The sequence below is a fragment of the Phocaeicola plebeius genome (assembly GCF_003437535.1).
GTDB lineage: Bacteria > Bacteroidota > Bacteroidia > Bacteroidales > Bacteroidaceae > Phocaeicola > Phocaeicola plebeius_A.
In genome coordinates, this window is sequence record NZ_QSQT01000032.1 from 1 (window position 1) to 20,478 (window position 20,478).

Annotated in this window: 17 protein-coding genes and 7 tRNA genes; 5 read left to right on the plus strand and 19 right to left on the minus strand. The window is 42.3% G+C overall.

The features are described 5' to 3' along the window. Positions 1–6 precede the first annotated feature (6 nt). From DXD04_RS13800 to DXD04_RS13825, 6 genes are all read right to left on the minus strand, one after another. A complete protein-coding gene (locus DXD04_RS13800; protein ID WP_147330768.1) occupies positions 7–1,218 on the minus strand; it encodes a hypothetical protein in 1,212 nt (403 codons plus the stop codon). 237 nt (positions 1,219–1,455) lie between these two features. Beyond that, positions 1,456–1,659: a hypothetical protein gene (locus tag DXD04_RS13805; RefSeq protein WP_117673829.1), complete on the minus strand. Its 204-nt coding sequence runs from the start codon at positions 1,657–1,659 to the stop codon at positions 1,456–1,458. Positions 1,660–1,676: 17 nt separating this feature from the next. Then, the gene (locus tag DXD04_RS13810; RefSeq protein ID WP_117673818.1) at positions 1,677–2,150 is read right to left on the minus strand and encodes a DUF3990 domain-containing protein; all 474 of its coding nucleotides are present in this window, start codon (positions 2,148–2,150) and stop codon (positions 1,677–1,679) included. Then, on the minus strand, positions 2,147–2,371 hold the full coding sequence (locus tag DXD04_RS13815) for a DUF3791 domain-containing protein (RefSeq protein WP_117673819.1): 225 nt from the start codon (positions 2,369–2,371) through the stop codon (positions 2,147–2,149). The genes DXD04_RS13810 and DXD04_RS13815 overlap by 4 nt, the downstream gene beginning before the upstream one ends. A 310-nt stretch (positions 2,372–2,681) precedes the next feature. Continuing rightward, complete coding sequence (locus DXD04_RS13820; protein ID WP_178270003.1) at positions 2,682–4,409, minus strand: S41 family peptidase; 1,728 nt, start codon at positions 4,407–4,409, stop codon at positions 2,682–2,684. A gap of 53 nt (positions 4,410–4,462) precedes the next feature. Further along, positions 4,463–5,449, minus strand: a complete 987-nt coding sequence (locus DXD04_RS13825) for an adenosine kinase (protein ID WP_117673820.1) — start codon at positions 5,447–5,449, stop codon at positions 4,463–4,465. Between the two features lie 79 nt (positions 5,450–5,528). Between DXD04_RS13825 and DXD04_RS13830 the strand changes: the two genes are divergently transcribed. From DXD04_RS13830 to DXD04_RS13850, 5 genes are all read left to right on the plus strand, one after another. Next, positions 5,529–5,602, plus strand: a tRNA-Asn gene (locus tag DXD04_RS13830). A 26-nt stretch (positions 5,603–5,628) separates the two neighbouring features. Next, a tRNA-Asn gene (locus DXD04_RS13835) sits at positions 5,629–5,702 on the plus strand. Between the two features lie 26 nt (positions 5,703–5,728). Continuing rightward, positions 5,729–5,802: transfer RNA gene (locus DXD04_RS13840), tRNA-Asn, on the plus strand. A gap of 182 nt (positions 5,803–5,984) precedes the next feature. Continuing rightward, positions 5,985–6,911: a magnesium transporter CorA family protein gene (locus DXD04_RS13845; RefSeq protein ID WP_040313420.1), complete on the plus strand. Its 927-nt coding sequence runs from the start codon at positions 5,985–5,987 to the stop codon at positions 6,909–6,911. An 11-nt stretch (positions 6,912–6,922) separates the two neighbouring features. Further along, the gene (locus DXD04_RS13850; RefSeq protein WP_007564163.1) at positions 6,923–7,342 is read left to right on the plus strand and encodes a hypothetical protein; all 420 of its coding nucleotides are present in this window, start codon (positions 6,923–6,925) and stop codon (positions 7,340–7,342) included. 192 nt (positions 7,343–7,534) lie between these two features. Here the strand turns inward: DXD04_RS13850 and rpoC are convergent, their stop codons facing one another. From rpoC to DXD04_RS13915, 13 genes are all read right to left on the minus strand, one after another. Next, complete coding sequence (gene rpoC / locus DXD04_RS13855) at positions 7,535–11,821, minus strand: DNA-directed RNA polymerase subunit beta' (protein ID WP_022054506.1); 4,287 nt, start codon at positions 11,819–11,821, stop codon at positions 7,535–7,537. A gap of 76 nt (positions 11,822–11,897) precedes the next feature. Beyond that, a complete protein-coding gene (gene rpoB, locus DXD04_RS13860) occupies positions 11,898–15,710 on the minus strand; it encodes a DNA-directed RNA polymerase subunit beta (protein ID WP_007564161.1) in 3,813 nt (1,270 codons plus the stop codon). Between the two features lie 158 nt (positions 15,711–15,868). After that, positions 15,869–16,246, minus strand: coding sequence for a 50S ribosomal protein L7/L12 (rplL, locus tag DXD04_RS13865; protein WP_007564160.1), 378 nt, complete (start codon positions 16,244–16,246; stop codon positions 15,869–15,871). 79 nt (positions 16,247–16,325) lie between these two features. Then, positions 16,326–16,841: a 50S ribosomal protein L10 gene (gene rplJ, locus DXD04_RS13870; protein ID WP_022054164.1), complete on the minus strand. Its 516-nt coding sequence runs from the start codon at positions 16,839–16,841 to the stop codon at positions 16,326–16,328. Between the two features lie 16 nt (positions 16,842–16,857). After that, positions 16,858–17,556 (minus strand): 50S ribosomal protein L1, encoded by a 699-nt coding sequence (rplA, locus tag DXD04_RS13875; RefSeq protein ID WP_007564158.1) that lies wholly within the window; start codon positions 17,554–17,556, stop codon positions 16,858–16,860. Positions 17,557–17,572: 16 nt separating this feature from the next. Beyond that, positions 17,573–18,016, minus strand: a complete 444-nt coding sequence (gene rplK, locus DXD04_RS13880; protein ID WP_007564157.1) for a 50S ribosomal protein L11 — start codon at positions 18,014–18,016, stop codon at positions 17,573–17,575. 62 nt (positions 18,017–18,078) lie between these two features. Continuing rightward, positions 18,079–18,621: a transcription termination/antitermination protein NusG gene (gene nusG, locus DXD04_RS13885; protein ID WP_007564156.1), complete on the minus strand. Its 543-nt coding sequence runs from the start codon at positions 18,619–18,621 to the stop codon at positions 18,079–18,081. 16 nt (positions 18,622–18,637) lie between these two features. Then, positions 18,638–18,832, minus strand: coding sequence for a preprotein translocase subunit SecE (gene secE / locus DXD04_RS13890; RefSeq protein WP_007564155.1), 195 nt, complete (start codon positions 18,830–18,832; stop codon positions 18,638–18,640). A 16-nt stretch (positions 18,833–18,848) separates the two neighbouring features. Further along, a tRNA-Trp gene (locus DXD04_RS13895) sits at positions 18,849–18,921 on the minus strand. A gap of 56 nt (positions 18,922–18,977) precedes the next feature. Continuing rightward, a complete protein-coding gene (gene tuf / locus DXD04_RS13900) occupies positions 18,978–20,162 on the minus strand; it encodes an elongation factor Tu (RefSeq protein WP_007564154.1) in 1,185 nt (394 codons plus the stop codon). Positions 20,163–20,212: 50 nt separating this feature from the next. Further along, positions 20,213–20,284 (minus strand) — tRNA-Thr (locus DXD04_RS13905). Between the two features lie 13 nt (positions 20,285–20,297). Then, positions 20,298–20,370 (minus strand) — tRNA-Gly (locus DXD04_RS13910). Positions 20,371–20,378: 8 nt separating this feature from the next. Continuing rightward, a tRNA-Tyr gene (locus tag DXD04_RS13915) sits at positions 20,379–20,461 on the minus strand. Positions 20,462–20,478 lie beyond the last annotated feature (17 nt).

Consider the following 20,478-nt stretch of genomic DNA (forward strand, 5'->3'; position numbering starts at 1 on the left):
TATACCCTAATAAGCTGCCGGAAAGTGAACGGGTATGCTCCGGAATATGTATTCATTATAAGTTATTTTGGGATTTCCTATAACTTTATAGTCTGGATATTCTTTCATCTTTTCATAAAATTGTTGTAATACGAAGTTATCATTTAAATAAAGTTCTTTTTTTTGCTTGAATTTTTGCTCTCTTTCAAATGCTTTCTCTAAAGGCGTTGTTTCATATTCAAAACTAAAATCAATTTCTCCGTTTTCATTTTGAGGATAATACTCAATTCTTCTTGTAGCTATAGCGATAAGTTCATGTAAACTATTGAATATTTTTCTTTTAATCCAATTCCCTCTTTCATCATATATATATTGAGCATAAGTTTCATGTTGTTTATTTTCTGTACTATCTGTCTCTAACGTATGAACTATATCTCCGCTCTCATTCCTTTCATAAGTCGTCAAAAGATTATCATCGTATTTTACATAGTTATAAGATTTCTTTTGTTGCCATGTTTTTATGTCTTCTAAGATATACGTTGGTATGGTATCTACTATTACATTTAAATCTTTGATATGCTTAGATGTAATCTGCCCATGTTTATTGATTTGATATTTTTCTAATAAAATCCTTTTTCCTTGTTTTATTTCAATTTCAGTATATATATTATTTCCATTGTTTTTGAACGATATTATTGTCGTATCATTGATTGCTTCGTTAGAAATAGGTTCCCTTTTATATTCGACTTTTATTGTTTTAGTCTTATAATTATATTTATCTCTTTCTATAAAAGTCGTTGCATTAAGATTATTTTCATTGCCATAATATTCTTCTATTTTAAAAGGGAAAACATTATCACCTTTATAATAGTATTTTTTATAGTCTGAGAGATTAATAAAATCAGTTTCTCCAGACAATGTTATTATATCTTTAGAATGTTTCTCTACAATTAACCTACCTGAATCGTCATATGAATAACTAGTAATTTCTTTCCCTTTGATTTTCTTTAGTAAATTTTTAAGATGATTAAACTTTAGAATGATAGTATTGGAGTTTGTTTCTTTACCATCCTGCACATCGAAATTTTCTTGTATGACTAAGCATACATTACTCTTTAAGTTCATATTATCACAGTCAGTTGTATTTTTTAAAGGCTTTACCTGTTCACATGAACTTATAAGATATAATACAATAAAAAAACTACATAAAAATATAGTTTCCCGATTTATCAGTTTCATAATTTTACATTTTACAATCTCTATAATGATATTATTCATCTTTCACAGTTATACTTTTACGGATTACCAACGTTTGCAGGTGCGCATGAAAACTCTGGTTTATCACAAAATTACAATGAATAACTATTTCTTTATTTAAAGCTGTTCTGGCTTATGATTGTAAGTAACGACTAGAGCTCATCAGACTGTCAAGTCAGTTGTCTAATCCATGCGCCATGCTACTTCACTTGCCATCATTTAACCCTCTTTTCTGTTAGTGGTTTGCTCTTCCTTAAAGACATCATACACCAGCAGTGGACTCTGATAATATAGTCCACTGTTCATATCGATTAGCTTAGAATAGGTTTCCGAATTATAAACCATATCCAGAGCCTCTTTCATACCAATATGGTAATCACGCATCACATACTCCGTCAGTTCGGTGGTAATGCACTCTATCATAAATTGTTCATCGTCTGTCATAGCTTCTTCAATAATTTGATTGCCCGTTCCGTTCCAAAATAATACTGGGTAGTTAGTCGTACAAACTGCAAGTTCTTCACTAAGGTAGGCAAATCGATATATTTCTTCATATATCTAAATAATTGTACCCCGACTTTATCATCAGCGATAGCCCCTATCACGATGTCGAAGTCATGTATCTTTGTCTTACTTTCCCGGTTTCGGTTAGCTAAGATGAATCTTGCCCACTCTTCAGTATAGCCTTCAAATATCTTTATATTCAGTTCGTTGTCAGACAGGTGGTTCTCATCAAACTCATACACGTTTACCGTCGGTGTTCCACCTGATTGTACCACTTTCTGCTTAGCCATCTGCATAGCTTGTTCCTTATCCGCTGTCAGATAAAAGCCCTGTCCGAAATCCTTGTTAGGACGTGTCTTTGTCAGGTCTATTTCCTTTATATCCTGATTCGAGCCGTGATAGAGTATCATGCCAACTGCCCTCCCTGTCTTTTACAATAGTCTGTTAAGTCATCGACTGCATCTTCAATTGAAAACAGATGTTCTACATCATATCCTTTATCAAGAAAATCTATGCCCTCCCAGCGTTTGAGATAATTGAACGCTTGCGGTAGCGTAAGCTGATGTTTCTTAGCAAACTCCGATATGCAAATCACGGTATATTCTATTTTATCCTTGATTTTAGTTTCCATGATTATTCATTATTTTTCCCTTTAGTAACTTATTGCATAGCTCCCTTATGGCTCAAAATACATATAACCTTTGCCTTCGCCATAAATCGCTGCATTTTAAGTCCTTAATATTTCTTTTCACTAATATAGTGATAAATTTCAAAACACCAAAGTGTTTCATATCAAACGCCTTTGCGTTTTCCCCAAAACGCAAGTACATTTTACTAAAAACGCAAGTACGTTTCACTTCAAATGCACTTGCGTTTGAAACAAAACGTACTTGCGTTTTCCGGACCTTATCAAAAAGCCCTCCAGAAGCCTCTCTGAGGCCTTATTTCTTCGTTTCTTCCTTCTCCTTCTTGACAGGTTCGTCTTTCTTTACCGGTGCCGAAAGAATCTCCCGGTAACGGACAGGATTCTGCAATACCTTGATGGCTTCTTCCAAATCAGTATCATCTTTCAACCGTTCCATCGCAGCACCACGCTGATAAAAATAGCGGGTCACGATTTCCTGTGAGATATATTCCTTAATCGGTTTGGCAAAATAGTCCAAGTCGCGGTCCAGGTTATGGTTGAGCTTCTTTTCCAGCGCCTTGAATTCCTCTGCTGCCTCGGTCATATAACCCTCAAACTCGGCAATTTCTTTCAGGCTTTTCAACATCTTCTCACTCTGGCGGTCGTAAGTAAAGTTACGCGACTTCACCAGTTTCTTGAAAGCCTCATAATCGGCATCGGTCAGTTTGAAGTCGTCTACCGAAGCCAATGTAGGATGATTCCAGCAATATTGGGTAGCGTAATCGAAAATCAGGTCGTCGTTCATCAGGTAGAACACGATGTTCGGAATCTTGTCTCCCTTCACTTCAATGTCCGGACGAATACCTCCTCCATCACGCACCTCACGTCCGGCAGCCGTATGAAATACGGTGGTCAGACTGTCGGGTGTACGGGCTACTGAACCGTCGGCATTCTTCTTGGCATAGTCGATAGCCTGGATACAACGTCCGCTGGGAATATAGTATTTGGAAGTGGTCACTTTCAGCGTGCCGTTGTAGGGCAACGGACGAATGGTCTGCACCAGCCCTTTTCCGAAAGTGCGCGAACCGATGACTACCGCACGGTCCAAGTCCTGCAACGAACCACTCACGATTTCAGAAGCCGAAGCCGTGGCACCGTTCACGAGTACCGCCAGCGGAATCTGTGTATCGACCGGTTCATTCTGGGTTTTATAAGAACCTTGTGCCTGACGTACCTTCCCTTTTGTCATCACAATTTCCTGTCCCTTCGGCACATAAAGATTGACAATGTCTACCGCTTCCGACAAGGAACCTCCTCCATTGTCACGCAAGTCGATGATCAGCGACTTGGCACCTTTCTGTTTCAGTTCGATGAAAGCTTTTTTGAAATCCTTGGCAGAATTTTCCGTAAAGCTGGACAAAGCCAAATAGCCGATGCTGTCTTTCACCATGCCGTAATAGGGCACCGGATTGGTACGGATGTTCTTACGGGTGATTTTAAATTCCATCACCGTACTGTCGTTCTTGAGCGGACGCAGCACTTTCAACACGAACGACGTGCCCGGTTCTCCACGCAGCGCTTCGCTGACCTTGGACGAAAATTCCTGGGGCTTCATGTCGCCACGTACCATTTCCTTTCCTCCTACCGAGAGAATGATGTCGCCTGCCTTGACTCCGGCTTCGGCTGCCGGCATGCCTTCGGTAGGTTCTACCACTGCAATACGGTCTTTGGCCTCATAATAGCGGATGGCCGCACCGATACCGCCGTATTTTCCGGTAGTCATTTCCTTGAGACTGCTCACCTCTTCTTCCGGATAGTACTCCGTATAAGGGTCGGTCAGTGAAAGCATGCCTTCCACTCCGGTCTGAATCATTTTTTCGGCATTCACGGTATCTACATAAAACATATCCAATTCCTTGAAAATGGAGTTGAATATGTCCAGATTCTTTGATATCTGAAAATTACGGTCGTCTTCCTTGAAGCTGGTCATGCCCATCCCCAACATCACGATAAAGGCTCCGGCCAGCATTTTTCTTGCATTCATATATAGTCTGTTTACAAAATTGTTCTTCCTTGCAAATAAACACATTATTCCGGTTAGACTTGCAGAAGTGATTCAATATTTAACTTAATTTCGTCCCATTTCTTGGCAGGTAAGGTGGTACCAACTTCCTGAATGACGGCTGTAGCCAGAATAGTGCTGATTTGCACGCATTTCTCCAGCGAATAACTGCACGTCAGGCCGTACATGAAACCGGCGGCATAGAAATCGCCTGCACCGGTGGTGTCCAGCACATTATCTACCGGACAAGAAAGCAATTGAATGACTTCTGTTCCTTTCTTCACGAGGGAACCTTCTTTTCCGGTTTTCACCACGGCAATGCTGCATTTGGACGCAATTTCTTCCAGAGCTTCATGAGGGGCTTTTCCCGTATAGGCCAGTGCTTCGCTCTCATTGGCAAACACGATGTCCACATATTTCACAATCAACTGGTCGAAGAAGTCACGTTCGGCTTCCACCACATTGTAGCTTGCCATGTCGAGACAAACCTGAAGTCCTTCTTCCTTGGCCAGCTGTACGGCACGTAGCATCAGGTCATGGTCTTGCAAAAGATAGCCTTCAATATAGAGATAATTATATCCGGCAAACATTTTACGCGACAAGTCTTCTGCTCTCAGTGTGGCAGCTGCTCCCAGATAAGTACCGAACGTACGCTCTCCATCGGTAGAAATGAAAGTCGACGCAATGCCCGACGGCAAATCGCAGGTGGCCAGCAAGGCATTTACCCCGCACTGACGAAGGGTATCGCCAAAGAAAGCTCCTGTCTCGTCCTGACCTACCTTTCCGATAAATCCGGGATTGGCTCCCAATGCGGCCAGTGCACAAACCGTATTGCCGGCCGAGCCACCGGTAGAGCGATGAATCTTCATCCCTGAGGTATATTTACGTATTTCAGACAAGGTGGCTTCTTGTATCAACTGCATGCTTCCTTTGGGCAAATGTAGCTTTCCCAATAAAGAATCGTCATCAATTTTTACCAATACATCGACCAATGCATTGCCCATTCCTATAATTTTATCCATTTTACTTCATTTTTTTTGCAAAGATATTGCATAATTCAAAATATCCTACTACCTTTGCATCGCAATTAAAGGAAAACCTTCTTCAGTAGCTCAGTCGGTTAGAGCATCTGACTGTTAATCAGAGGGTCGTTGGTTCAAGTCCAACCTGAAGAGCTCTTTTTTGAAACATGTTTAAAATTTCTTCAGTAGCTCAGTCGGTTAGAGCATCTGACTGTTAATCAGAGGGTCGTTGGTTCAAGTCCAACCTGAAGAGCTCTTTTTTGAAACATGTTTAAAAATTCTTCAGTAGCTCAGTCGGTTAGAGCATCTGACTGTTAATCAGAGGGTCGTTGGTTCAAGTCCAACCTGAAGAGCTTGAGAGTTCGTTTGAATAAACGAACTTTTTTTATACCCTAAAACGAACTAATATGGACGATTATTACTCGCGAACGTATTACAATTATTTTAACCACTTCCTGAAGGGGTGTCGTGAGTAATCCTGTCTTTTACTCTGAAGTGCTCCTCCGGGCTTAAAATGAAGGAAAGGAGCAGACAGATGAGAAAGTATCTTTTTTGTGAAGCTGGCTTTGTAGAGAAAGCCAACTGGCAACCTAACTGCTGGATTAACATTGAATGTCCGGATGCCGCGGACTTCCACTTCCTGCAAGAACAATTAAAAGTTCCCCAGTCTTTTTTGAATGACATTGCCGATACCGACGAACGTCCGCGTACGGATACTGAAGGTAACTGGCTGCTGACCATTCTGCGTATTCCCGTACAGACTCCTGATTCAAAAGTGCCGTATGCCACGGTGCCTATCGGTATCATTACGAACAATGAACTGGTGATTTCGGTGTGCTATCACTCTACGGAGATGCTGCCGGACTTCATCGAACATACGCAGCGCAAAGGTATCAACGTGCCCAATAAATACGAACTGATTCTGCGACTGATTTACTCGTCGGCTGTATGGTTCCTGAAATACCTGAAACAAATCAACAACGAAGTAAACAATGCGGAAAAGGAGTTGGAACGTAGCATCCGTAACGAGGACTTGCTCCGACTGATGAACCTGCAGAAGAGTCTGGTATATTTCAATACGTCTATCCGTGGCAATGAGGTCATGATAGGCAAATTGCAGAATATCTTTAATGAGAAGGACTATCAGAATACGGAACTGACAGAAGATGTGCTCATCGAACTGAAGCAGGCACACAATCAGGTAAACATCTACAGCGACATTCTTACGGGTACCATGGATGCTTTTGCTTCCATCATCTCCAATAACGTGAACACCATCATGAAACGCATGACCAGTCTTTCCATCGTGCTGATGGTACCGACGCTGATTGCCAGTTTCTATGGTATGAACGTGGATATTCACATCGAAGGACTGCCACACGCCTTTGCCTTGATTGTATGTTTCTCCATCTTCCTCTCGGCAACGGCCTTTGTTATTTTCCGGAAAATAAAGTGGTTCTAAGCTGAGGGTATATGAAATACGGAGTATCTTCCAATACGCTGCTGCTTACGGCCGGAATCGTATGGCTGGTCGCCGGTATCAACATTCTCCGTATCGGCATTTCCTGCTGGATAACGGACGCGCACTACTGGCTGCTCAAGGTCTGCGAGGCCAGTCTGATATTCCTGCTGTTTTTCTGCATGATTTTCCACAAGCTCTACCGCAAGCATGCACAGCGTATCACAGCCGGTAACCCCAACAAACGCTGTCCATTCTCGTTTTTTGACGTGAAGGGCTGGCTGGTGATGGCTTTCATGATTGCACTGGGCATAACTATCCGTACCGCACGCCTGCTGCCTGAAAGTTTTATTGCAGTCTTTTATACCGGACTTTCCCTCGCGCTGATGGCTACAGGAGGACGTTTCATTCTGCTATATTGGAAAAGAAAATAAAGCCGGGCAATACGCATCAGCGGAATGTAGTCTTCCCTCCTATGATGCGGAAATGAGAGGTACTACACAATTACAATAGTCAATTATCAGAGTAACGAAAACTTTAAATATACGATGCCTGCTTACATCGAATAAGCACATAAAAAAAAGCCGCCTCAAATGAGACGGCTCTTTTTATGATAGTAGTTGAGATTATTCAACTCCACTGTAATCTAATACATTCTTCTTGTTAGCCAAGATGCGATCGTATTCTTCTTTAGAACCTACCACAATCTTTTCAAACTCACGCTGACCTGTACCAGCAGGAATCAAGTGACCGCAGATTACGTTCTCTTTCATACCTTCCAGTTTATCAACCTTACCGTTGATAGCAGCTTCGTTCAATACCTTGGTAGTTTCCTGGAATGATGCAGCTGACATGAAGCTTGATGTCTGCAATGCAGCACGTGTAATACCCTGCAGAATCTGAGTAGAAGTAGCAGGAACTGCATCACGTACTTCAACCAGTTTCAAGTCGCGGCGTTTCAGCATACTGTTTTCATCACGGAGCTTACGAGCTGTAACAATCTGTCCCGGCTGCAAGTTCTGAGAATCACCAGCATCTACAACCACTTTCTTACCCCAGATACGGTCGTTTTCCTCATTGAATTCAATGCGGTCTACAACCTGCTGTTCCAAGAAGCGAGTATCACCCGGTTCGTCAATCTGTACCTTACGCATCATCTGACGAACGATAATTTCGAAGTGCTTATCGTTAATCTTCACACCCTGCAGACGGTAAACGTCCTGGATTTCATTTACGATATATTCCTGAACGGCTGTAGGACCTTTGATGGCCAAGATGTCGGCAGGAGTAATAGCACCATCAGACAACGGAGTTCCGGCACGTACATAGTCGTTTTCCTGAACCAGAATCTGCTTAGACAAAGCAACCAAGTACTTACGAACGTCACCAGTCTTCGATGTAACGATGATTTCACGGTTACCACGTTTAATCTTACCCATCGTAATTTCACCATCGATTTCAGAAACGACAGCCGGATTAGACGGATTACGAGCTTCGAACAGCTCAGTTACACGTGGAAGACCACCGGTGATATCACCCGCCTTACCTACGGCACGCGGAATTTTCACCAGAATATCACCCGACTTCACGGTTTGTTTGTCTTCTACTACTACGTGACCACCTACCGGCAAGTTGTATGTACGGATAATTCCACCGTTCTCATCCAAGATGTGCAATGACGGAATCTTCGTCTTATCCTTAGATTCAGTAATAATGATTTCACGCAAACCTGTAGCTTCATCAGATTCTACCTTATAGGTTACGTTTTCAATTACTGATTCAAAGTCAATCTTACCAGCAGCTTCTGTTACGATAACGGCGTTGAACGGGTCCCACTTAGCAATCAGCTTACCCTTTTCTACCACCTCACCGTCTGAAGCATACAGTTTAGAACCGTAAGGAACGTTGTGAGTAGAAAGGATGATACCTGTATGTACATCCACAAAGCGAACTTCGGCCAGACGACCTACAACAATCTTCACTGGTTCACCAGTTTCTTCTACAGCATCAACCGTACGCAATTCTTCGAATTCCAAACGAGCATCATTCTTAGCTACGATACTTGCATTGGCAGCCATATTACCTGCGATACCTCCGGCGTGGAATGTACGCAGAGTCAACTGAGTACCCGGTTCACCGATTGACTGAGCAGCGATTACGCCGACAGCTTCACCTTTCTGTACCATACGGCTGGTAGCCAAGTTACGTCCGTAACATTTCGCACATACACCCTTCTTAGATTCACAAGTCAATACAGAACGGATTTCTACGCTTTCAATCGGAGATTTTTCGATTTCTTCCGCAATGTCTTCTGTGATTTCTTCACCAGCAGCTACAATCAGCTTACCAGTTGTCGGGTGGATAATATCATGAACAGATACACGACCCAGAATACGTTCGTACAAAGTAGCGATAACTTCATCGTTGTTCTTCAATGCTGTACAAACCAGACCACGCAATGTACCACAGTCTTCTTCGTTGATAATCACGTCATGAGAAACGTCAACCAAACGACGAGTCAAGTATCCGGCATCGGCAGTCTTCAACGCGGTATCGGCAAGACCCTTACGAGCACCGTGGGTAGAGATAAAGTATTCCAACACCGAAAGACCTTCCTTAAAGTTAGAAAGAATCGGGTTTTCAATAATCTGTGCACCCTCAGCACCAGCTTTCTGCGGTTTAGCCATCAAACCACGCATACCAGACAACTGACGGATCTGTTCCTTAGAACCACGGGCACCAGAATCCAACATCATAAATACAGAGTTAAATCCTTGGTCGTCGTTCTTAATAGTCTTATATAGAATGTCTGACAAGTCACTGTTTACGTGAGTCCAAGTATCAATTACCTGGTTGTAACGTTCGTTATCGGTGATGAATCCCATGTTATAGTTCATCATAATCTGTTCGATTTCTTCGTTACCACGTTTTACCAGTTCTTCCTTCTCCTTCGGGATAATGATATCACCCAAGTTGAATGACAGACCACCTTCGAATGCTTTCTTATAACCTAAGTTCTTGATACCATCCAAGAATTCGCAAGCACGAGCCACACCGACAGCCTTAATAACATCGCTGATGATGTCACGCAGAGACTTCTTAGAAATAACGGTATTCAAATAACCACATTCATCCGGAACCAGTTCATTTACAATGACACGACCTACAGAAGTTTCCTTAATCAACTTCTTCACGATATTGCCGTTTTCATCAAGGTCATTAGCCACTACGCTGATAATAGCGTGAATGTCTACCTTACCTTCATTGTAAGCAATCATTGCTTCTTCCGGTCCATAGAAAATCAAACCTTCACCTTTGGCACCCTTACGCAATTTGGTAATGTAATACAATCCCAATACCATATCCTGTGCAGGCACAGTGATAGGCGCACCATTGGCAGGGTTCAAAATATTGTGTGACTGAAGCATCAACATCTGAGCTTCCAGTACAGCTTCGTTACTCAAAGGCAAGTGTACGGCCATCTGGTCACCATCGAAGTCGGCGTTGAACGCGGTACAAGCCAACGGGTGCAACTGGATAGCTTTTCCTTCAATCATCTTCGGCTGGAAGGCCTGAATACCCAAACGGTGAAGTGTCGGAGCACGGTTCAGCAATACAGGGTGTCCCTTCATTACATGTTCCAGGATATCCCAGATAACAGATTCCTTGCGGTCTACAATCTTCTTCGCTGATTTCACAGTCTTCACAATACCACGTTCAATCAGCTTACGGATGATGAACGGTTTGTACAATTCTGCAGCCATCAACTTAGGAATACCACATTCACCCATCTTCAATTCCGGACCTACAACGATTACAGAACGAGCAGAGTAGTCCACACGTTTACCCAACAAGTTCTGACGGAAACGTCCTTGCTTACCTTTCAAGCTGTCTGACAAAGATTTCAACGGACGGTTGGCATCTGTCTTCACTGCACTCGACTTACGAGAGTTGTCGAACAATGAATCGACAGCTTCCTGAAGCATACGTTTCTCATTACGTAAGATTACTTCCGGAGCCTTGATTTCAATCAGACGTTTCAAACGGTTGTTACGGATAATCACACGACGATACAAATCGTTCAAGTCTGAAGTTGCAAAGCGACCACCATCCAGCGGAACCAACGGACGCAATTCAGGCGGAATAACCGGTACGATACGTACAATCATCCATTCCGGTTTGTTGCGGCCACGAGATGCACGGAAAGATTCTACTACCTGCAAGCGCTTCAAAGCTTCATTCTTGCGCTGCTGTGAAGAATCACTGTTTGCCTTATGACGCAATTCGTATGACAGAGCATCCAAATCAATTCCTACCAGCAAATCATAGATTGCTTCAGCACCCATCTTGGCGATGAACTTATTCGGATCGCTGTCTTCCAGGTATTGATTTTCTTTCGGAAGAGTTTCCATAATATCCAGGTACTCTTCTTCAGACAACAAGTCATATTTACTGATACCATCTTCAGCCTTCACACCCGGCTGGATAACTACATAACGTTCATAATAAATGATAGCATCCAGTTTCTTTGTCGGCAATCCCAGCAGATAACCAATCTTATTAGGCAATGAACGGAAATACCAGATATGAGCTACAGGTACCACCAACTGAATGTGACCACTACGCTCACGACGTACTTTCTTTTCTGTTACTTCCACACCGCATCGGTCGCAGACAATGCCTTTGTAGCGAATACGTTTGTACTTGCCGCAATGACATTCGTAGTCTTTCACCGGACCGAAGATACGTTCGCAGAACAAACCGTCACGTTCCGGTTTATAAGTACGATAGTTGATGGTTTCCGGTTTCAGAACCTCACCATAAGAATTTTCCAGAATCTCTTCGGGTGATGCCAGACCGATCGTAATCTTTGAGAAATTACTTTTTATCTTAGTATCTTTTCTAAAAGCCATACTTTTTATTTTATGATAATGAAGAATTTAATCATGAAGAATGGAAGTTATCTTTTCCATTCTTCATTTGAAAAAGTTATTCCAGCGTAATGCTCAAGCACAAACCCCTAAGTTCATGCAACAATACGTTGAGAGATTCAGGAATACCCGGAGTCGGCATAGGTTCACCTTTCACAATTGCTTCGTATGCCTTAGAACGTCCTACTACATCATCAGACTTGATAGTCAAGATTTCCTGAAGTACATGAGCAGCACCGAATGCTTCGATTGCCCAAACCTCCATTTCTCCGAAACGCTGACCACCGAACTGAGCCTTACCACCAAGTGGCTGTTGAGTAATCAATGAGTACGGACCGATTGAACGGGCATGCATTTTGTCTTCAACCATGTGACCCAGTTTCAACATGTAAGTCACACCGACTGTAGCCGGCTGGTCAAACTGATCACCTGTACCACCATCATACAAGTAAGTCTTACAATAGCGTGGCAGACCAGCTTTGTCAGTCCATTCATCCAAGTCATCCAAAGTAGCACCATCGAAAATCGGAGTCGCAAACTTCACACCCAATTCTTTTCCAGCGCGTCCCAGTACGGCTTCGAAAATCTGACCGATGTTCATACGAGAAGGCACACCCAACGGGTTCAATACGATATCAACCGGTGTACCGTCAGCCAAGAACGGCATATCTTCCTGACGAACCACGCGTGAAACGATACCCTTGTTACCGTGACGACCGGCCATCTTATCACCCACACCAATCTTACGTTTCTTAGCAATGTAAACCTTCGCCATCTGAATAATACCTGAAGGCAACTCATCACCGATTGTCAACGCAAACTTCTTACGTTTCAATTCAGCATCCAGTTCCTTGTACTTCTTCAGATAGTTTACGATAAGATCACGAATCATATCATTCTTATGAGCATCAGCAGTCCACTTGCTCAACTGAATTACAGTATAATCCAATGATTCCAAATCGTATTTAGTAAACTTAGCTCCCTTAGCAATCACTTCAGTTCCCAGATAATCCTTCACACCCTGAGAAACCTTATCAGCTGTCAATACCAGCAACTTGTCAATCAAGATTGCTTTCAGAGCTGCAGCTTTTTCTTCAAATTCTTCATTCAGTTTCGGCAGAATAGCCTTATCTGCATTTTTCTCGCTACGAGTCTTGATTACACGAGAATATAATTTCTTGTCAATAACCACACCGCGCAATGATGGAGAAGCTTTCAATGAAGCATCCTTCACATCTCCAGCCTTGTCACCAAAGATAGCACGCAACAGTTTTTCTTCTGGAGAAGGATCAGATTCTCCCTTCGGAGTAATCTTACCAATCAGGATATCGCCCGGCTCAATACGTGCACCAATACGTACGATACCGTTTTCATCCAAATCTTTAGTTGCTTCTTCGCTTACATTCGGAATATCAGAAGTCAATTCCTCCATTCCGCGTTTGGTTTCGCGTACTTCCAGAATATATTCATCTACGTGAACAGATGTCAGAATATCTTCACGAACCACACGTTCGTTCAATACAATAGCATCCTCATAGTTGTAACCCTTCCAAGGCATGTAAGCTACCAGCAGGTTCTTACCCAATGCCAGCTCTCCATTTGCAGTAGAATAACCTTCAGTCAGGATATCTCCCTTCTTCACGCGCTGTCCTTTATTACAAATCGGACGCAAGTCGATGGTCATGCTCTGGTTTGTCTTACGGAACTTCGGAATACGATATTCCTTCAATGCCGGTTCGAAGCTTACAAATTCTTCATCTTCTGTACGGTCATACAAAATACGAATTGTAGTAGCATCCACAAAGTCAATCACACCATCACCTTCTGCAGCAATCTGTGTACGTGAATCTTCACACAATTGTTTTTCGATACCTGTACCTACAATCGGAGCTTCAGTCTTCAACAAAGGAACTGCCTGGCGCATCATGTTAGATCCCATCAACGCACGGTTCGCATCGTCATGTTCAAGGAACGGAATCAATGAAGCCGCAATAGATGCAATCTGCTGAGGAGCTACGTCCATCAATTCTACCTGGTCCGGAGTAACTACCGGATAATCCGCATCACGACGCGCTTTTACCTTTTCACGGATAAATGTACCGTCATCATTCAGTGGAGCATTACCCTGAGCGATAATCTTGTCTTCTTCTTCTTCTGCAGAAAGGTATTCAATACCTTCATTTGACAAGTCTACTACTCCATCTTTTACTTTACGGTAAGGAGTAACAATAAAGCCCAGTTCATTAATCTTTGCGTAAACACACAAAGAAGAAATCAAACCGATGTTCGGACCTTCAGGAGTTTCAATCGGACACAAACGACCATAGTGAGTATAGTGTACGTCTCGAACCTCGAAACCAGCACGGTCACGTGACAAACCACCAGGTCCCAAAGCTGACAAACGACGCTTGTGCGTAATTTCAGCCAACGGGTTAGTCTGGTCCATGAACTGTGACAAAGCATTTGTTCCAAAGAATGAGTTGATTACAGACGAAATAGTTTTTGCGTTAATCAAATCAATCGGAGTAAATACTTCGTTGTCGCGTACGTTCATACGTTCACGGATTGTACGTGACATACGAGCCAGACCAATTGCAAACTGGTTAGACAACTGTTCACCCACTGTACGTACACGACGGTTACTCAAGTGGTCAATATCATCCACATCAGCCTTTGAGTTAATCAACTCAATGAGATATTTAATAATCTCGATAATATCTTGTTTCGTCAATACTCTGACATCCATAGGAGTATCCAGGTTCAACTTCTTGTTGATACGATAACGTCCTACATCACCCAAGTCATAACGTTTTTCTGAGAAGAACAAGTTGTTGATAACTTCGCGTGCACTTGCATCATCAGCAGGGTCTGCATTACGCAGCTGGCGATAGATATACAATACAGCTTCCTTTTCAGAGTTACTTGGGTCTTTCTGTAAAGTATTGAAGATAATAGAATAGTCAGAGGCATTTGCTTCTTCGTTGTGAACGAGGATATTCTGTACACCAGACTCGATAATCAAGTCGATATGTTCAGGTTCAATGACAGTTTCACGGTCAATTACTACCTCGTTACGTTCGATAGAAACAACTTCACCAGTATCTTCATCCACAAAATCTTCTGTCCACGTTTTCAATACACGAGCAGCCAATTTGCGTCCAATAATCTTTTTCAGGTTAGTTTTGTTAACCTTTACATCCTCAGCCAGATTGAAAATTTCAAGAATATCCTTATCATTTTCAAATCCTACAGCTCTCAACAAAGTTGTTACCGGAAGCTTCTTCTTACGGTCGATGTACGCATACATCACATTGTTGATATCCGTAGCGAACTCAATCCAAGATCCTTTAAACGGGATAATACGAGCCGAATACAATTTGGTACCATTGGCATGGATGCTCTGACCAAAGAATACACCCGGAGAACGGTGCAGCTGAGAAACAACTACACGTTCAGCACCATTAATTACAAAGGTGCCTTTCGGAGTCATATAAGGAATTGGTCCCAGATACACATCCTGAATCACTGTATCAAAATCTTCGTGATCGGGGTCGGTACAATAAAGCTTCAATTTAGCTTTCAAAGGTACACTATATGTCAAGCCACGTTCCAAACAATCATCAATTGTATAGTGAGGCGGATCAATATAGTAGTCAAGGAACTCGAGCACGAAGTTATTGCGTGTATCAGCTATAGGGAAGTTTTCCGCAAAAACCTTATACAAGCCATCATTCTTTCGTTTTTCGGGTGGGGTATCTAATTGCAAGAAGTCCTGAAATGACTTCAACTGTACTTCCAGGAAATCCGGATACTGCATCGGATTCTTAATAGAAGCAAAATTAATTCGTTGATTTTGAGTTTCTGAAGACATCTGTATGGAGTTTAAAATGTAAAAACTAGGATAATAACAGTCGGTCACTCTCACAGTTCCGACAGATGAAACCTAGTGAACTTAATATAGACGCAAAAAGGTTAAGAATCCTCTTTACAGAGGACTCTTAACCGAACTACCTGATTTACAGGATAATCTTATTTAAGTTCAACTTCAGCTCCAGCTTCTTCCAAAGTTTTCTTCAAAGATTCAGCTTCGTCTTTAGCCAAACCTTCTTTTACTGTGCTAGGAGCACCGTCAACCAAGTCTTTTGCTTCTTTCAAGCCAAGACCACAAGCTTCTTTAACGGCCTTAACAACCTGCAATTTAGCAGCACCTGCGCTCTTCAAAACTACATCGAATGAAGTTTTTTCTTCAGCAGCAGCTGCACCAGCAGCAGCAGGACCAGCAGCAACAGCTACAGCTGCAGCAGCAGGTTCAATACCGTATTCTTCTTTAAGGATAGTTGCAAGTTCATTAACTTCTTTTACTGTCAAGTTAACTAATTGTTCTGCAAAAGCTTTCAAATCTGCCATTTTTGTATGAAATTTAATTGTTTGTACTATTTAAATATTAAAGTTGTTTGGTATATTCTCGACTAGGCACAGAGTGCAATTATTCTGCACGTTCTGCCAAAGTCTGAAGAACTCCGTGAATGGTGTTGCCACCTGATTGAAGAGCCGAGATAACGTTCTTTGCAGGAGACTGCAGCAAAGCCACGATTTCTGCAATAACTTCGTTCTTGCTCTTGATTGTTGCGAGAGCTTCCAACTGGTCTGCACCCACGTAGAATCCTTCTTCTGCATAAGCAGCTTTCAGGGCAGGAACTCCATCTTTGTATTCCTTCAACAGTTTTGCCGGAGCATTAGCTGTTTCACAGAACATTACAGAAGTAGTACCCTTCAAAGAATCAAACAATGGTGAGTAATCCACATCCAAGCTCATCAAAGCCTTGTGAAGCAAAGAATTCTTCACAACTATCAGCTTGATACCAGCCTTGAAACATTTTTTACGAAGGTCACTTGTAGCAGCTGCATCCATTGCAGTTGTATCAACCAAGTAAAAATGTCCGTATTGCTTTACAGTATCTGCTAACTGACCAATAATTACGCCTTTATCTTCCTTTCTCATGATTCCTCCTTAATTATTAGATTTCGTCTACTGATTTAGGGTCAATCTTAATACCCTTACTCATAGTACTTGAAAGATAAATACTCTTGATATAAGTACCTTTAGCTGTGGTCGGTTTCAGTTTAATGATAGTAGCGATAAATTCTTTCGCATTTTCACGGATCTGCTCAGCAGAGAAAGAAACCTTACCGATTGAAGTATGAACGATACCGCTCTTATCAACCTTAAAGTCAATCTTACCTTGCTTAACTTCCTTAACAGCCTTAGCTACATCCATAGTTACAGTACCGCTTTTCGGGTTCGGCATCAATCCACGAGGACCAAGCACACGACCCAGCGCACCAATCTTACCCATGATAGACGGCATAGTGATAATCACATCAATATCAGTCCATCCACCTTTGATCTTTTCAATATATTCATCAAGACCAACATAGTCAGCTCCAGCTTCTTTTGCAGCAGCTTCAGCATCCGGTGTACACAGAACAAGCACACGTACCTGTTTTCCAGTTCCATGAGGAAGAGAAACAACGCCTCTTACCATCTGGTTAGCCTTACGAGGGTCTACACCTAAACGTACGTCAATATCTAATGAAGCATCAAACTTTGTAAAAGTAATTTCCTTTACCAATTCAGAAGCTTCCTTCAGTGAGTATGCTTTCCCTGCTTCAATCTTTTCTGCAGCCAACTTTTGATTTTTTGTCAGTTTACCCATTATCAATTGAAGTTAATTAGTTATTACCCGGGAAGTCACCTTTTACAGCGATACCCATACTTCTAGCTGTTCCTGCTACCATTGACATAGCAGATTCGATAGTAAAGCAGTTCAAGTCAACCATCTTATCCTGAGCAATTGCACGAATCTGATCCCAAGTCAGTTCAGCGACTTTCTTACGGTTAGGTTCTGCAGATCCACTCTTGATTTTGGCAGCCTCAAGCAACTGAATAGCTACAGGAGGAGTTTTGATTACGAAATCAAAAGACTTGTCTGTGTAGTAGGTAATGATTACAGGTAATACCTTACCTGCCTTGTCCTGGGTTCTGGCGTTGAATTGCTTGCAAAATTCCATGATATTGATACCCTTAGAACCCAGAGCAGGTCCAACGGGAGGTGATGGATTTGCAGCGCCTCCTTTAATCTGTAATTTGATTAGTCCAGCAACTTCTTTAGCCATTTTCTTTTGTAATTTTTATATAAGTATTTAACGAATAGAACAATTGCACGTAACAAAATGCATTATTCCTTTTCCACATCCGTAAAGCCTAATTCCAACGGAGTTTTCCGTCCGAATATTTTGACCATTACTTTCAGCTTACGTTTTTCCGCATTTACTTCTTCAATGAGGCCACTGAATCCGCTGAACGGGCCAACGCTTACTTTCACTGTTTCTCCTACGGTATAAGGGATATTCAAATCCTCTCCGCTTTCCTGAAGTTCATCTACCGTACCCAGAATACGATTCACCTCCGATTGTCTCAGAGGAACCGGGTGATCCAGTCCTCCCAAGAAGCCAATAACGTTAGGAGTATTTCTCAAATGATGAGCAACCTCTCCAACCAAAGCGGCTTCTACCAAAACGTAACCAGGAAGATAAGTTCTCTCTTTTACGATCTTCTTACCATTACGAACCTGATACGTCTTTTCGGTAGGAATCAACACCTGAGACACGTAGTCGCCAAGGTTACCATGCTTGATGTCTGCATCAAGATATTCTTTCACCTTGTTTTCCTTTCCACTCACGGCACGTAATACGTACCATTTTTTTTCAATCTCAGACATGTTTTCTTACTGTTTATTAGTGCGGATAGATAACATCTTCCATGATAAATTGGAAGGCAGAATCCATTAGAAAAACAACGAGTGCAATGAGGAGGGAAGCAGTTAAAACAACCACTGCACTACTAGAAAGTTCTGAACGAGTAGGCCATGATACTTTATGGACTAGTTCGTCATAAGATTCCTTACAATAATTTGTTATCTTTGTAAACATATTCTTTTAATTTTAGCACGGGAAGAGAGGCTCGAACTCCCGACACTCGGTTTTGGAGACCGATGCTCTACCAACTGAGCTATTCCCGTAAAAATAGTTCCCGAATTCCTCCGGGAACTATCAGTCTATCTATTATAAGATATTATTAGTCAAGAAGTTCAGTAATCTGACCAGCACCTACTGTACGACCACCTTCACGGATAGCGAAGCGCAGACCTACGTTCAATGCAACCGGATAGATCAACTCAACGTTGATTGTTACGTTATCACCCGGCATTACCATGTCTGTTCCTTCCGGCAAAGTGATTTCACCTGTACAGTCCATAGTACGCAAATAGAACTGAGGACGATATTTGTTGTGGAACGGAGTGTGACGACCACCTTCTTCTTTCTTCAGGATATAAACCTCAGCTTTGAATTTAGAGTGAGCTTTAACCTGACCCGGGTGACACAAAATCATACCACGTTTGATTTCGTTCTTGTCGATACCACGAAGCAACAAACCTACGTTATCACCAGCTTCACCCTGATCCAGCAATTTGCGGAACATTTCAACACCAGTTACAACTGATTTCTTGTCTTCACCAAGACCCAGGATTTCAACTTCGTCACCTACCTTGATAACACCAGCTTCGATACGACCTGTAGCTACAGTACCACGACCAGTGATTGAGAATACGTCTTCAACCGGCATCAAGAACGGTTTATCTACATCACGCGGAGGCAGAGGAATCCAGTTATCAACTGCATCCATCAATTCCATAACTTTTTCTTCCCACTGAGGAACACCATTCAATGCACCCAAAGCAGAACCACGGATGATAGGAGTATTGTCACCGTCGAAGTCATAGAATGACAGCAGTTCACGCATTTCCATTTCAACCAGCTCCAACATTTCTTCGTCATCAACCATGTCGCATTTGTTCAAGAATACGACCAGACGAGGAACGTTTACCTGACGAGCCAACAAGATGTGTTCACGAGTCTGAGGCATCGGACCATCAGTAGCAGCAACTACGATGATAGCACCATCCATCTGAGCAGCACCAGTAACCATGTTCTTAACGTAGTCGGCGTGTCCCGGACAGTCTACGTGAGCATAGTGACGGTTAGCAGTCTGATATTCTACGTGAGAAGTGTTGATAGTAATACCTCTTTCCTTTTCTTCAGGAGCGTTATCGATAGAATCGAAAGAACGCAATTCTGACAGACCTTTCTTTGCCAATACAGTTGTGATGGCAGCAGTCAAAGTGGTTTTACCGTGGTCAACGTGACCGATAGTACCAATGTTAACGTGCGGTTTCGAACGTTCAAATTTCTCTTTAGCCATAGCTTTACTTGTTATTTATTTTGATTAATAATCAGCTTTACAAATTCACGAGCTGTTACCGGGACTTGAACCCGGGACCTCTTCCTTACCAAGGAAGTGCTCTACCGCTGAGCTATAACAGCAAAAAGAAAAAAGAGCGGAAGACGGGACTCAAACCCGCGACCCTCAGCTTGGAAGGCTAATGCTCTATCAACTGAGCTACTTCCGCAATTTAGGTGGGCAAAGATGGATTCGAACCACCGAAGGCGTAAGCCAGCAGATTTACAGTCTGCCCCATTTGGCCACTCTGGTATTTGCCCAACTTTTTTTAGAATCA